14 protein-coding genes are annotated in these 14706 nt (G+C 40.5%); all 14 read left to right on the top strand.

Annotated features, from left to right (window positions below; genetic code table 11):
• The first annotated feature begins 133 nt into the window (after positions 1-133).
• Entirely contained in the window at positions 134-1555 is a 1422-nt protein-coding gene (locus HMPREF3182_RS03870; protein ID WP_007392315.1) for a DUF438 domain-containing protein, read from the top strand.
• Between the two features lie 210 nt (positions 1556-1765).
• Positions 1766-2740 carry a thiamine-phosphate kinase gene (gene thiL / locus HMPREF3182_RS03875; protein ID WP_062485577.1) on the top strand — a complete coding sequence of 325 codons (975 nt, stop codon included), beginning with the start codon at positions 1766-1768 and terminating at the stop codon, positions 2738-2740.
• Positions 2741-2753: 13 nt separating this feature from the next.
• Complete coding sequence (gene tsaE, locus HMPREF3182_RS03880) at positions 2754-3218, top strand: tRNA (adenosine(37)-N6)-threonylcarbamoyltransferase complex ATPase subunit type 1 TsaE (protein ID WP_072270825.1); 465 nt, start codon at positions 2754-2756, stop codon at positions 3216-3218.
• The gene (gene tsaB / locus HMPREF3182_RS03885; protein WP_062485581.1) at positions 3202-3915 is read left to right on the top strand and encodes a tRNA (adenosine(37)-N6)-threonylcarbamoyltransferase complex dimerization subunit type 1 TsaB; all 714 of its coding nucleotides are present in this window, start codon (positions 3202-3204) and stop codon (positions 3913-3915) included. Before tsaE ends, tsaB begins: the two co-directional genes overlap by 17 nt.
• Positions 3902-4366 (top strand): ribosomal protein S18-alanine N-acetyltransferase, encoded by a 465-nt coding sequence (gene rimI, locus HMPREF3182_RS03890; protein WP_062485583.1) that lies wholly within the window; start codon positions 3902-3904, stop codon positions 4364-4366. Before tsaB ends, rimI begins: the two co-directional genes overlap by 14 nt.
• Positions 4367-4383: 17 nt before the next feature.
• Positions 4384-5400: a tRNA (adenosine(37)-N6)-threonylcarbamoyltransferase complex transferase subunit TsaD gene (gene tsaD, locus HMPREF3182_RS03895; RefSeq protein ID WP_036257377.1), complete on the top strand. Its 1017-nt coding sequence runs from the start codon at positions 4384-4386 to the stop codon at positions 5398-5400.
• Positions 5401-5409: 9 nt separating this feature from the next.
• A complete protein-coding gene (locus HMPREF3182_RS03900) occupies positions 5410-6825 on the top strand; it encodes a sensor histidine kinase (protein ID WP_062485584.1) in 1416 nt (471 codons plus the stop codon).
• Positions 6822-7409 carry an ANTAR domain-containing response regulator gene (locus tag HMPREF3182_RS03905; protein ID WP_007392304.1) on the top strand — a complete coding sequence of 196 codons (588 nt, stop codon included), beginning with the start codon at positions 6822-6824 and terminating at the stop codon, positions 7407-7409. Before HMPREF3182_RS03900 ends, HMPREF3182_RS03905 begins: the two co-directional genes overlap by 4 nt.
• 122 nt (positions 7410-7531) lie before the next feature.
• Positions 7532-7813: a co-chaperone GroES gene (groES, locus tag HMPREF3182_RS03910; protein ID WP_007392310.1), complete on the top strand. Its 282-nt coding sequence runs from the start codon at positions 7532-7534 to the stop codon at positions 7811-7813.
• Positions 7814-7870: 57 nt separating this feature from the next.
• Positions 7871-9502, top strand: coding sequence for a chaperonin GroEL (gene groL / locus HMPREF3182_RS03915; RefSeq protein ID WP_007392306.1), 1632 nt, complete (start codon positions 7871-7873; stop codon positions 9500-9502).
• Positions 9503-9742: 240 nt separating this feature from the next.
• Positions 9743-10963: a threonine ammonia-lyase gene (gene ilvA / locus HMPREF3182_RS03920; protein WP_007392311.1), complete on the top strand. Its 1221-nt coding sequence runs from the start codon at positions 9743-9745 to the stop codon at positions 10961-10963.
• A 65-nt stretch (positions 10964-11028) separates the two neighbouring features.
• Entirely contained in the window at positions 11029-11415 is a 387-nt protein-coding gene (locus HMPREF3182_RS03925) for a RidA family protein (protein ID WP_007392303.1), read from the top strand.
• Positions 11416-11863: 448 nt separating this feature from the next.
• Positions 11864-13243, top strand: a complete 1380-nt coding sequence (gene fumC, locus HMPREF3182_RS03930; protein WP_062485585.1) for a class II fumarate hydratase — start codon at positions 11864-11866, stop codon at positions 13241-13243.
• A 112-nt stretch (positions 13244-13355) separates the two neighbouring features.
• A partial coding sequence (locus HMPREF3182_RS03935; protein ID WP_062485586.1) for an ESPR domain-containing protein occupies positions 13356-14706 on the top strand: 1351 nt, incomplete at its 3' end.

Below are 14706 nucleotides of genomic sequence, written 5' to 3' on the forward strand. Positions count from 1 at the left end.
AAAGAGTACCGATATATCGGTACTCTTTTTTTTATTTGCGTTGTAAAAACAACGGTTTTTTTAGAAAGGGAGTGCTATACTAAAGAAAAGATGAAATATGAATACATAATCTATTAGGAGAAGAGGGGATAATATGAAACAAGTTATAGATTTAAAACAACCCGTAGGAATTTTATTAAAAGAACATGATGATTTAGAAGCTATATTAAAGGAAGTAGATATTCATTTACCACCCGTACCGGAAATGCTCAATGTGGTTAAAATTTCAGATATAGCTGCTAAAAAAAATATTCCCTTAGGGCATATTATTCGTAAATTACGTAAACATGGGTATGAGGTGGAAGGTAATGAAATGTTATCTTTTGCCGATCCGAATGTTGCTAAAGATAGAGATGAACGTAAAAAAAATTTAAAAGGGATGTTGCAGAAATTAAATGAGGGGATTCCCTTGGATGTGGTACGTCAAGAATTTACGCGTGCTTTTTCCCATGTAGAAGCTGCGGAAATTATGGCGGCGGAACAGGAATTGATCCAAGAAGGAACGCCTATAGAGGAAATGCAGCGGTTATGTGATTTACATTCGGCTTTATTTCATGACAACACGAAGCAACATATTGTGAATAAGGATGAAGTGGAAGAACAAAAGGAACAATTATATGCTACATGGGGACATCCGTTAGCATTATTGAAAAAAGAAAATGATGCCTTGGCATGTCTTATTAAGAAGCTACAACAAGCACTTGCTAACGGTGAAGCGGTGGATGCTCTTTTGGCGGAAATAGGTGGTATTAGCAGCCATTATTCGAAGAAGGGGGATCTCATCTATCCGTTTATCGCCACGAAATATGGCGTAACGGGGCCTTCAAAAGTGATGTGGACGGTTGATGATGATATTCGGCGTGACTTTAGAATTTTAATGCGGCGGGAAGATCGCACGCAACCATGGAAAGAAGCGTTATTGGCATTATTAACCAAGATGGAAGAGATGATTTATAAAGAAGAAAATATATTGTTTCCCATTTGTGTGCGGTTGTTGACAGCGGAAGATTGGTATCAAATATATCGAGATGCTAAAGATTATGAGGTCGCTTTTCAGGTGCCGCAAGAACCGTGGCAGGAAGCAGAAGCATATTTGGCTACATCTGTCGCCTCTACTTCCATAAGTGATGGGGTTATATCCATGCCAGGCGGCAATCTCACTATTACACAGTTGATTGCTATTTTAAATACGTTGCCCGTAGAAATAACGGTGGTTGATGCGAATGATCATAATCAATTTTTTAATGAAGGACCAAAAGATTTCAAACGGCCCTTTGCCGCTTTAGGGCGAGATGTTTATTCTTGTCATCCGCCTAAGATTGAAGCGATGGTACGGATGATTATTAGTGAATTTAAAGAAGGCAAGCGGGATAAGCTGGAACGGTGGGCAGAAAAAAATGGTAAATTATTTTTTGTTACGTATTTTGCAATTCGCGATTCGAAGGGAACGTATTTAGGTACGTTGGAAACGGTTCAAGATATGCAATTTGCGAAAGATTATTTTTTAAAGGATTAAGCGATAGCTATGAGGGATAACATTAGCGGCGATAAGCAGTTGTGCTTGTCGCCGTTTGTGCTTTTTTGTTCTATTTTTACGGGACGGTGATGATTAGGTAGATATTATGCAATATATTGATATCCCCTTATAAAAGGGGGTATAATATATCATATGTATACGTGCTAAAGAACAAAATGCAGGGGATAAGGTATATTCAGGAGGGTAAGAATGAACATTTCGGATATAGGTGAATTTGGGTTTATTCGTGCTATTCAAGATCATACGATTGTCACTCCTGAAACGGTAACTGTCGGGATTGGTGATGATGGAGCGGTGTATAAAACGACACCGGGTATGGAACAAGTGGTTGTTATTGATACGATGATAGAAGGAAATCATTTTATCATTGGCAAAACGGCAACGTGGCATGCCGTTGGTTATAAGGCGGTAGCTTCTAATTTAAGTGATATTGCCGCCATGGGAGCCACGGCGACACAGCTTGTATTGTCAACTGCGTTGATCCCGTCTATGACGGTTGCGGATGTCAAAGAATTGTATCGTGGGATGAAGGATATTTGTCAAGTTTATGGCGTGAATATGGTCGGGGGCGATACCGTTACGGCTCGTGAAAGCACGGTTATTACGGTTACCGTATTGGGTGAAATCGAAAAGGATAAAGCCTTATTGCGTAGTGGTGCGAATGTGGGTGATGTAGTCGCTATTTCGCATACGCTAGGAAATTCTTGTGCAGGGCTTGATGTCTTGCTGCAACAAGAAAGAGGGTATGAGGAGCTGGTCAAGCATCATCAATATCCACAACCACAATTGGCATTAGGTCGTTTGTTAGTAAGTATGAATTGTCATTGTGCGAATGATATTAGTGATGGATTGGCGAGTGAGGCAAATGAAATTGCTAAGGCGTCAGGCGTGAATTTGATTTTAGATAAGGATAAAATTCCCTTCTCTCCTGCTTTGGAACAATGGTGTGCCTATGCGAAAAAGGATAGGTATAGGTATGCTTTTGGTGGTGGAGAAGATTATGAATTGGTCTTTACGATGGCAAAAGATGACTTTTATCGATTGAAAAAACAATATGATGATGTGACAATCATTGGTAGCGTTCATCCGGGAACGGGTATGGTTTTATTGCGTGATGGCGATAAAGAAAGCCCTTTGCAACCGCAAGGATGGACCCATTTTTAAGGAGGCATTGGTGATGGATATAGTGACACGGTCGGAGAAAGAAACGATGGCGTTAGGATGTGCTGTTGGTCGCGTTTTAGAAAGTGGACAATGCCTCGCTTTACAAGGGGATTTAGGGGCAGGAAAAACGCATTTTGTTCAGGGTATAGCACAAGGTATGGGGATTAGGAAACCTATTGTGAGTCCTACGTTTACTATTTTAAATTATTATGAACATGAAATTCCGTTGCAACATTTTGATTTTTATCGCTTAGAAGAGGAAGAAGAACTTGATGCATTGGGATTTGATGAATATGTAGAGCAAGGCGTTACGGTTATTGAATGGGCGGAAAAATTTCCCACTCGTATTCCCACTGAGGCAGCACAGGTATATATAGAAAAAACAGGAGAACATACGCGTGTCTTTCACTTTGTGGGAAATTCTCCGTATTGGGATAAGGTAAAAAAAGAGGTAGAACAATATGCAATTAGCCATTGAAACATCTAGTTTAGTATCGAGTGTTGCCTTGCTGCATGAAGGAACTTTGCGTAGTGAAATTACGATTCAAGCGAAGTTGACTCATTCCGAGCAGTTGATGCCACATATTGCAGATATGTTGGCGAAAGCAGGCGTTACGAAAAAACAAATTGATAGCATCTCCGTATCGTTGGGACCGGGATCGTTTACGGGTTTGCGTATTGGGTTGGCAACGGCAAAGGGGTTGGCGTTTGCATGGGAAGTACCGTTGGTGGGAATTGAAACGCCCGTCAGTTTGGCGTGGAATTTTATTGGTCATGCGGCGTATATTTGTCCGCTTATTGATGCTCAAAAGGGCAATGTCTATGCGGCTTTATATCGGTGGGAAAAAGGGCAGTTACAGGTGTATAATGACATTTTTATCGCACCGTTTACAGCGGTGTTGGATACCCTGGCAAGGCAAGAAAAGAGGATCGTTTTTTGTGGTGATGCGGCTATTAAAGGGCGTGATAAGATTGAAAAAGAAGCCGCTTTTTCCCTTGCTCCGGCGACCATGGTGATTCCACGGGCAGGCAGTTTGGCATTAGCCGCAGATGAGCGTATACGTATAGGTGATTATGATGATGTCATGCATCTGACGCCTTCTTATAAGCGGCGGAGTGAAGCGGAAATTCTTTGGGAAAAAAGACAAGGAGAAAAAAAGCATGATCGCACGTAAGGCTATTGGTGATGATGTTGAGGGGATTTATGAGATAGAGCAGCGTAGCTTTTCGCGACCGTGGTCAAAAGACGTGATTAAACGCGAATTAGAGGACAATGCGTTTGCCCTATATTATGTATTAGAAACAGCAGATGGCCTGCTAGGGGCATATGCGGGGTTATGGAATGTCGTAGGGGAAGGACAGATTACGAATATTGCCGTATTGCCGGAATATCAAGGGCAAGGGTATGGTGAAATGTTGGTTAGAATACTTATGGAAGCGGCTTGGGATGAGGGATGTGAAACTATTTTTTTAGAAGCACGTAGTTCCAATAGCGTGGCTCTGGCATTATATCGAAAATTAGGGTATCAAACCGTGTCAATACGTAAAGCTTATTATACGGATCCGATAGAAGATGCGTGTATAATGGAATGTAAAAAGGAAGCGTATTGTTGGAGTATAAAATAGATAGAGAAGGATCGATTATGTATACATTAGCATTAGAAACGAGTTGTGATGAAACTTCAGCGGCTGTGTTGAAAGATGGACGGCATATTTGCTCAAATATTATTTCGACACAAGTGCCAATTCATCAAAAATTTGGTGGGGTCGTTCCTGAAATTGCCTCACGACAACATATTGAATATGTATTACCCGTTTTACAAAAGGCGTTGGTTGATGCCAAGTGTACATTAGCGGATATAGACCATATCGGCGTTACGTATGGCCCCGGTTTAGTGGGTGCTTTGTTAGTAGGCGTTGCTACGGCCAAAGCACTTAGTTTTGCCCGCGATATTCCGTTGGTGGGGGTAAATCATATGGAAGGACATATGTTTGCGAATTTTTTAAGTCATCCAAACTTAGAACCGCCTTTTTTGTGTTTGGTTGTATCGGGTGGACATACGCAATTAGTACATGTAAAAACGTATAATCAGTTTGTCTTGTTGGGGCAAACAAGGGATGATGCCGCAGGCGAAGCGTTTGATAAAATTGCACGTGTGATGGGATATCCTTATCCGGGCGGCCCGCAAATTGATCGGTTGGCCAAAGAGGGCAATGAAAATGCGATTTTCTTTCCCAAGGCATTGCAGGAAAAACATAATTTTGAATTTAGCTTTAGTGGTTTAAAATCAGCCGTTTTAAATTATTTACATAATCAAGAACAACGAGGAATTGCTTATGTAGCCGCCGATGTGGCAGCTAGTTTTCAAAAGACGGTGGTCGATACGCTGGTGGATAAAACGATGGATGCCGCCGCGTATATTGGCACTACGGCAATTGCTGTGGCTGGCGGTGTATCAGCTAATTCGGCTTTACGGGCAAGTATGCAGCATGCCTGTGATAGGAAGGGATACTCGTTTTATTATCCTGAGCCTGTTTTGTGTACGGATAATGCCGCCATGATTGGTTGTCGGGCGTATTATATGGCACAGGCCGGGGCTTTTTCCGCGTTGACGTTAAATGCAAAGCCGGGTTTGTCTATTACCACGACTTCTATATAAGAGGTACTTATGAACGATACGATAGAAGATATTTGTCACCGCGATAGTGCACTATCGGATGTGCAAATACAAATTTTAAAACATAGTGAAGAGTTACTGCAATTTGCGGGAGATTTATCTCATCGCGAATTGCAGCTTTTCGTACCGGGAAAGAAAGAGAATACCCTTGTTTTAGTGGCGTGGCGGACGCCTTTTTCACGCCAATCGACAGTTATCAATAGAGAGAGAAAGCATTATATAGATAGGTACGAAGAACCGGTCTTGTATCGGGTGCTAAAAGAGGGTAATCCCGTATATGCGGGGAGAGAAGTGACTTATGGTCATATTGAGCCAATGTATGCGTATCCCTTTGTGGATAATGCGGGCGTTACGATTGCGGTGGTGGCTTTTTTTGGTTATGTTGATGCGGCGAAAAGTCAATTAACGCAAACGGCGTATTTGGCCTTGCAGGTGCCGCAACAACATGATTTAAGACAGTGGTACCGGCCCTTATCGGTACAAGATGGGATTGTCTTAGTAGATGATACAGGCGTTATTTTATATGCTGATGAAATGGCTGAAGAAATTATGCAGTTCTGTGGACATCGTGGTTCATTACGAGATGTCAATATTTACACAGCCCAACAGGATATTATGGGGGCTAAAGTTGCCTTAGCTAGTGCTACGGGGTATATGGATGATATTACCGTAGAAAACCGCGTGTTTACACGGCGTGTTATTCCGTTGCTGCAACAGGGAAAAGTTTGCCAAGTGGTGTCTATTCTTACGGAGCGGACGGAACTATATAAGAAAGAAGAAGAGTTGTTAGTGAAAACATCGGTTATTCGGGAAATTCATCATCGTGTAAAAAATAATTTGCAAACCATTTCGGGCTTATTGCGAATGCAACTTCGGCGTACGGATAATGACGAAACGAAAAGGGCATTGCAAGAAAGTGTCAATCGTATTTTAAGTATTTCGTTAATTCACGATATTTTAGCGTATCATGAAGCACGAGATGTGGATATGTTAACGGTTACCCAGTCGTTAGCGTCATTACTGGTAAAAAGTTTTTGTCATACATCAGATCAAGTGGATGTTTTGGTCAGGGGGGAGTCGATTCGCTTACCTTCAGGGCAAGCTACATCCATGGCACTTATTTTAAATGAATTAATTACCAATGCCGTACTGCATGGGTTTGCTGAGAAAACAGGTGTATTGTCGATAGATATACACAAAGAAGGCACGCAAATAAATGTATGTGTGGCAGACACGGGAAAGGGAATGACGATGCCTTCTTCTTTGCCTAAAGCACATTTAGGGTTGGAGCTAGTACGCACATTGATTGAAACGGATTTACAAGGAACGTGGAAAATAGTCCCTAATCAGCCTACGGGAACGAAAGTATTATTGTTTTTTCCGTGTCCAGGAGGAAATGAGATATGACATATCGTGTTGTTATTGGTGATGATGAAGGCATCATTCGGATGGATTTAGGCGAGATGCTGCGTGAAGCAGGACATCATATTGTCGGCGAAGCAGCAGATGGCGTGCAAGCACTTGCATTAGTACGCGAAAAACGTCCGGATATTGTATTGTTAGACATTCGCATGCCCAAGTTGGATGGCATTCATGCGGCCCGTATGATAGGTTATGAACATATAGCACCGGTGGTATTATTAACGGCGTATCATCGTCAAGATATGGTTATGCAGGCTGGTGAATCAGGTGTTTTTGGTTATTTAGTAAAGCCGATTTCGGGATTGCAATTATTTCCCGCAATGGAAATTGCCATAGCGCAATTTTTACGACAGGAAAAAGCATATCAGCAATTACAAGAAATGAACGAGCGGATGGAAACACGCAAGTTGGTCGAACAGGCCAAGGGGATTATGATTCGGCGTTTAGCGATAAGTGAAGAGGAGGCTTATCGAAGATTGCAACAATATAGTATGCAACACAGGCAATCGTTAAAAGAGGTGGCACAATTGATAGTACAACAAGTGGCGAGAGAAAAAGTGAAAAAGTAAATAAAAATTTTTGAGGGTCTTGACTTTTTTACCTTTTATGGGTACACTATATATTGTAATTAGCACTCGAAGACAAAGAGTGCTAACAAAAACAAGATGTGTAGTATAAGGAGGAATATACTATGTTAAAACCATTAGGAGATCGCGTAGTAATTCGTGTATTAGAACAAGAAGAAAAAACAGCTAGCGGCATTTTTTTGCCAGATACAGCTAAAGAAAAACCAAGTCAAGGTGAAGTAGTGGCCGTAGGACCTGGTAAATTATCCGATGAAGGAAAACGTATTGCCTTAGATGTTAAAGTAGGCGAAAAAATTATTTTTTCCAAATATGCAGGTACGGAAGTAAAATTTGAAGGAACAGATTATTTAATTGTTAGCGAACGAGATATTTTAGCTATTTGCTAAGTAAAAGCATAATTTAAGTAAAAACATAATTATAATTATATAGGGAGTGTGTTCATAATGGCAAAACAAATTTTGTTTAATGAAGAAGCTCGTCGTGCGCTGGGGAAAGGCGTAGACGCATTGGCTAATGCAGTAAAAGTTACGTTAGGACCAAAAGGTCGTAATGTTGTATTGGATAAAAAATTTGGGGCACCGACTATTACTAATGATGGTGTGACGATTGCTCGGGATATTGAATTAGAAGATGCTTTTGAAAATATGGGAGCACAGTTGGTTAAAGAAGTTGCAACGAAAACCAATGATGTTGCTGGTGATGGTACTACTACGGCAACGTTGTTAGCCCAAGCAATGATTCAAGAAGGTATGCGCAACGTCGCTGCCGGTGCCAATCCGATGATTTTAAAACGAGGCATTGAAAAAGCCGTAGCTAAATTGGTTGCAGAAATTCAAACTCGTGCTATTCCTGTTGCGGATAAAGCAGCGATTGCACAAGTTGCTTCGATTTCTGCGGGTGATGAAGAAGTCGGCGGGTTGATTGCTGATGCGATGGAAAAAGTAGGTAAAGATGGCGTTATTACCGTAGAAGAATCGAAAACAATGGGAACGCAATTATCCGTAGTTGAAGGGATGCAATTTGATCGCGGATATATTTCTCCTTACATGGTAACTGATACGGATAAAATGGAAGCAGTCATGAGCGAACCGTACATTTTGATTACGGATCGTAAAATTGCGTCTATTCAGGAAATGTTGCCGGTGCTTGAAAAGGTTGTACAAGCAGGGAAAGAATTGTTGATTATCGCTGAAGATGTAGAAGGGGAAGCATTAGCAACGTTGGTTGTGAATAAACTTCGCGGTACGTTTAAAGCGGTTGCTGTTAAGGCTCCTGGCTTTGGCGATCGCCGTAAAGCTATGTTAGAAGATATCGCTATTTTGACGGGTGCTACGGTTATTACTGAAGATGTAGGTCGTAAATTGGATAGCGTGACGATGGAAGATTTAGGTACGGCTCGTCAAATCCGTGTAACTAAAGATGAAACCACGATTGTTGAAGGTCACGGAAATGCAGAAGAAATTAAAAATCGCGTAGCTCAAATTCGCACACAAATCGCGGATACAACGTCTGATTTTGATAAAGAAAAATTACAAGAACGGTTAGCTAAAATGTCTGGTGGCGTAGCAGTTATTGAAGTAGGTGCTGCTACGGAAGTAGAATTAAAAGACAAAAAATTACGCTTGGAAGATGCGTTAAATGCTACTCGTGCAGCTGTTGAAGAAGGTATTGTTGCTGGCGGTGGTTCTACGTTTATCCACATTTTACCGGTATTGGATGAATTTAATGAAACGGGCGATGTACAAACGGGTATTAACTTAGTAAAACGGGCTATTGAAGAACCGGTACGTCAAATCGCTGCCAATGCAGGTTTAGAAGGATCTGTTATTGTATCTAAAGTAAAATCTTCGCCTAAGGGCATTGGTTTCAATGCATTGACGGAAGAATATGTAGATATGGTAGCGTCGGGTATTGTGGATCCGGCAAAAGTTACACGGTCAGCATTACAAAATGCCGCATCTATTGCTGCTTTAGTATTGACAACGGAAACGTTAGTTGCTGATAAACCGGAAGCAAATGCACCGGCTGCACCGGCTATGCCTGCTGGTATGGGTGGCATGCCTGGCATGATGTAATCTTTTTTATAAAACAAGTTGTGACATGATATTTTGTCACAACTTGTTTTTTTTACGCAAAAAAATTAATATCATAAGTAATAAATACTCCTTTAGTTTGATTTTTTAGCATAATACACTCGGAATATACGATTGTTTTATGTATGGATACGATATAACATTTTCGTATTGACATATATAGAGAGAGCAAGGTATATTATTTTTAACGTGATTTTCATGGTACAGAAAGGAGTCCATCTTATGAGCCAAGAAACAGTTACATTAGCAATGATACAAGCCGCACGGGAACGGTTAAAAGGAGTGGCCCAAAAAACGGGATTATCTTATACGCATTCTGTAAGCGATCGAGCGGGATGCAAGGTATTTTTAAAAATGGAAAATTTGCAACGGACCGGCTCTTTTAAATTACGTGGGGCGTATAATAAGGTGGCGACCTTAAGCGATGAAGAGAGAAAGAAAGGTGTTATCGCTGCATCGGCAGGAAATCATGCCCAAGGAGTCGCGTTGGCCGCCAGTGAATACGGTTGTCAATCAACGATTTGCATGCCTAAGCATGCTCCCTTGGCGAAAGTCGCCGCCACTCGTGGCTATGGGGCAAATGTGGTTTTACATGGTGATTTTTTTGATGAAGCCGCAGCGAAAGCGGTGGAATTAATGAATGAACGGGGATATACGTTTGTTCATCCGTTTAATGATCCGGAAGTTATTGCTGGACAGGGAACGATCGCCTTAGAGATTTTGGAACAATTAGCGGAAACGGAAGTCATCGTAGCACCTATTGGTGGCGGTGGCTTGATTTCGGGCTTAGCTATAGCAGCAAAATCAATTAATCCCAATATTAAAATAGTAGGTGTCCAGTCTAAAAACATGCCATCTATGCAACAATCGCTGGCAAAGGGCAGTCCTACGACATGTAATGGCAAGGCAACGCTAGCTGATGGTATTGCCGTTAAAACTCCTGGCGATGTAACGTATCGTATTTGTCAGCAATATGTAGACGATATTGTTACGGTCGATGAAAATGAAATTGCTGAAGCCATCTTGCTATTGCTGGAAAGAGCTAAAACCGTGTCTGAAGGTGCCGGTGCGGTACCCATTGCGGCATTATTAAATGGTAAAATTTCAGGCATTCGTAATAAGCGTGTGGTTGCGATGGTGAGTGGTGGCAATATTGATGTAAACAATATGACCAGGGTTATTAATCGTGGGTTAATTCGTTCATGGCGAAAGATGGTATTTGAAACGGTGGTTTCTGATAATCCCGGTGAAATGGTAAAATTGTTGTCCCTCATTTCGCGCTCTCATGCAAATATCATTTCTATTACGCATGACAGAAGTCAGCATGGTATAAGTATTGGGTTTACCGCTGTAGGGTTGGAATTAGAAACGGCTAATGAAAAGCATGTAGAATATTTAGTGGAAATGTTAAAAGAAAATGGCTATCCTGTACAGTTGAAATAATTAATAGCAGGGCATAACCATGATTATTCATACATAAATAAACATGTAGATAGGAGACGATACATATGGCAGTTAAGGTTATTCAAACAGAGAAGGCACCAGGAGCAGTAGGACCGTATTCACAGGCAATTCAAGCAGGCGATTTTTTGTTTGCTTCGGGACAAATTGCAATTAATCCGGAAAAGGGAAAAATCGTTGCGGATACAGTAAAAGGACAAGCAGAGCAATGCATGAAAAATGTAGGTGCTATTTTAGAAGCGGCAGGACTTACGTTTGATGATGTCGTTAAAACTACGGTATATATTACGAATATGGACTTTTTTGCTACTGTAAATGAAATTTATGGTAATTATTTCCATAAAACATTGCCGGCTCGTTCGTGCGTTGAAATTTGTTCATTGCCGAAGCAGGCGTTAGTAGAAGTTGAAGTAATTGCATATAAGGGAAAGTAATTATTGAAAGTGCATAGGCTCTTGCTGAAAACGCAAGAGCACAGGATAAATTATCTTTTGTATATATTAGCGATAATTATGTTAAAAAAGAAAAAGAATGTAAGTGTTGACTTACATTCTTTTTTTATAATGTTTTTTAATATCTTGAGGTTACTTATGTGTAAATGTAATTGTAAGAAAATTGTTAAAAAGTATACATATATAATTTTCTGAATATTGAATATTGAATATTATTATTAATGTGATAAAAACAAGCATTATTAGTAACTTGATATACAAAAAAAAGAATAAAAATAATGGAAAATAGATACTTTTATTCGACAAACAATTTTTATTGTGTTACGATATTGAAAAAAAATAGAAAAGGAGTATACTTCTAACTGGAATATTGTAAGGAATTACAGATATCTTACATATAAATATAGTTGTTTTCAGAGGAGTAACGTATATGGACTATCGGATTGAAAAGGATTCGTTAGGAGAAGTAGCTGTTCCTGGTGATAAATTGTGGGGGGCTCAGACGCAACGAAGTTATGAAAATTTTCGCATTGGGAAGGAAAAAATTCCCACTGAATTAGTTACGGTCTTTGCTCAATTAAAGAAAGCCGCAGCCATCGTAAATGGCGAACTAGATGTATTGGATAAGGCACGTGTTGAAGCGATTGTGCAAGCATGTGATGAAATCATCCGGGGAAAATGGAAAGACAACTTCCCGTTGGCTGTTTGGATGACTGGCAGTGGAACGCAATTTAACATGAATGTCAATGAAGTAATTGCAAATCGAGCGGTACAAATAGCAGCAGCACATGGTTCATCAATAACGGTCCATCCCAATGATCATGTCAATAAATCGCAAAGTTCTAATGACATTTTTCCCACGGGATTACATGTAATGACGGTTTTAGATATTCAACAGCGGCTGTTGCCAGCATTGCAAAAAATGCAAGAGGCCTTGGCAGAAAAAGTGGCTGCTTATGCCCAAATCGTGAAAATAGGTCGTACGCATTTGCAAGATGCAACGCCTTTGACATTAGGGCAAGAAATGAGTGGCTGGATGAGAATGATTCAACGAAATGTTGAGTTTTTACAGAGTGGAATTTCATTCTTACGAGATATTGCTATGGGTGGTACAGCGGTAGGTACGGGAATTAACTGTCCGGAAGGATTTGCCTGTCGGTTTGCCGAGGTGATTTCTACACTAACGAACGAAACGTTTACAACGGCACCCAATAAATTCCAGGCACTTGCCAGTAAAGATGAATTGGTTGTTGTGCATGGTATGTTAAAGGCCCTGGCATGTGATCTCATGAAAATTGCCAACGATATACGCTGGTTAGCCTCCGGTCCACGTTGTGGCATTGGTGAAATTACGATTCCTGCGAATGAACCGGGTAGTTCAATTATGCCCTCTAAGGTTAATCCGACACAATGTGAAGCCGTGACGATGGTGGCAGTACAAGTGATGGGAAATGATGTAACCGTAGGAATGGCGGCCTCACAAGGTAATTTTGAATTAAATGTGTTTATGCCGGTGATAGCCTATAATATGAATCAATCTATTCGTATATTGAGTGATGCCATCATATCCTTAACGGATCATTGTATTATAGGTATTCAGCCAAAGGAGGAACAGATTGCTCGCAATTTGCATAATTCTCTTATTTTAGTAACGGGGTTAGTGCCGGAAATTGGCTATGATAAGGCTTGTTCTATTGCGAAAAAAGCAGCAGAACGAGGTATGACCTTAAGAGAAGTCGCCTTAGAAGAAGGGATTGCTCCGGAAGTTTTTGATAAGCTGATGGACGTTAAAAAATTAGCACATATTTGATTATGAGAATATAGAAGTATCGCAACATGTATTTTTAAAGTAGAGTAAAAAGGTTAGTCCTTGTTTATAAATGTTACGTATGTCTGTGTAGTGAATATTAGGAGGTATTTAGATGAATCGTATTTATAAGGTTATTTTTAATCGATCAAAGGGGATGTATCAGGTCGTTTCCGAACTGGTTAAACACGGGGGGAAAACGACACGGTCTGTGCATATAAAACACACGTTACGTCTAGCTCTTTGTATTGCTTGCTGTCTAGGCGGTATGGGAACGTTTTCTTCGTATGCGGCAGGGCCAAATGAGAATAATCCGGCTTTGGAACAGCGGATTCAAGAAATATTGGAGCAATTAGCTACTCAACAAAATCTTATTCAAGCACAGGGAAAAGAAATTAAGGCACATAGCACGGCATTAGGTGCCTATGATCAGTCGTTGAAAAATTTTGAAGCATCAGTGAAAGCAAATAAAGACGCTATTAACGATATCACGAAAGATGGCGGAACATTGGATCAAACGATTGCGCAGGTTAATACGATGTTGGATGCGACGGGACAAGGGATGCAGCGACTTCAAGAGAGTCAACGGACGAATAGTGGAGCCATTGCAAAGAATGCCGGAGAGATTAAGGCTAATAAAACCCAAATTGGTACAAATACATCGGCGATTGCTACTAATACACAGGCATTAGCTACATTAAATGGCCCTGACGGAACCATTGCGAAAATCAAGAATGATGTTCAAACGAATAAAGACCAAATAGGCAATAACGCAAAAGCCATTGGAGATATTACGAAACAAGGCGGAACATTAGACACGGCTATTCAGAATGCCGTTCAAAAGTTGACAAGTACCGGCGGTGCAGTGGATACAAATAAGAACGCCATTGCAAAGAATGCCGGAGAAATTCAAGCCAATAAAACCCAAATTGGTAAAAACACAGAAGAAATCGGTAAGAATACAAAAGCTATTGAAGATATCACAAAACCGAACGGAACATTGGATCAAGCAAAGCAAGCGCTTTCCAATGACATTTCGAGTGCAAAAAATGAGTTGTCCGGGAAAATTGATACCACTAAATCTGATTTGGAAAGTAAAATCACTACAGATATTGGTACAGCAAAGACTGAGTTAGAAGGGAAAATAAAGAAAGCACAAGAAGATATCGGTCAAACAAATAAGGCCCTGGAAGGACGAGTAAAGACCAACGAAGGAAATATCGCTGCGAATAAAGACCAAATCGGTAAAAATACAAAAGCTATTGAAGATATTACGAAGCAAGGCGGAACATTGGATCAAGCAAAGCAAGCGCTTTCCAATGACATTTCGAGTGCAAAAAATGAGTTGTCCGGGAAAATTGATACCACAAAGTCTGCTTTGGAAGGGAAAATTGCTACAGATATCGGGGCAGCAAAGAGCGATTTAGAAGGAAAAATAAAGAAAGCACAAGAAGAAATTGGTAAAA

Origin of the sequence: Megasphaera hutchinsoni (assembly GCF_001553405.1) — a bacterium.
In the GTDB taxonomy this organism is placed as follows: Bacteria; Bacillota; Negativicutes; order Veillonellales; family Megasphaeraceae; genus Megasphaera; species Megasphaera hutchinsoni.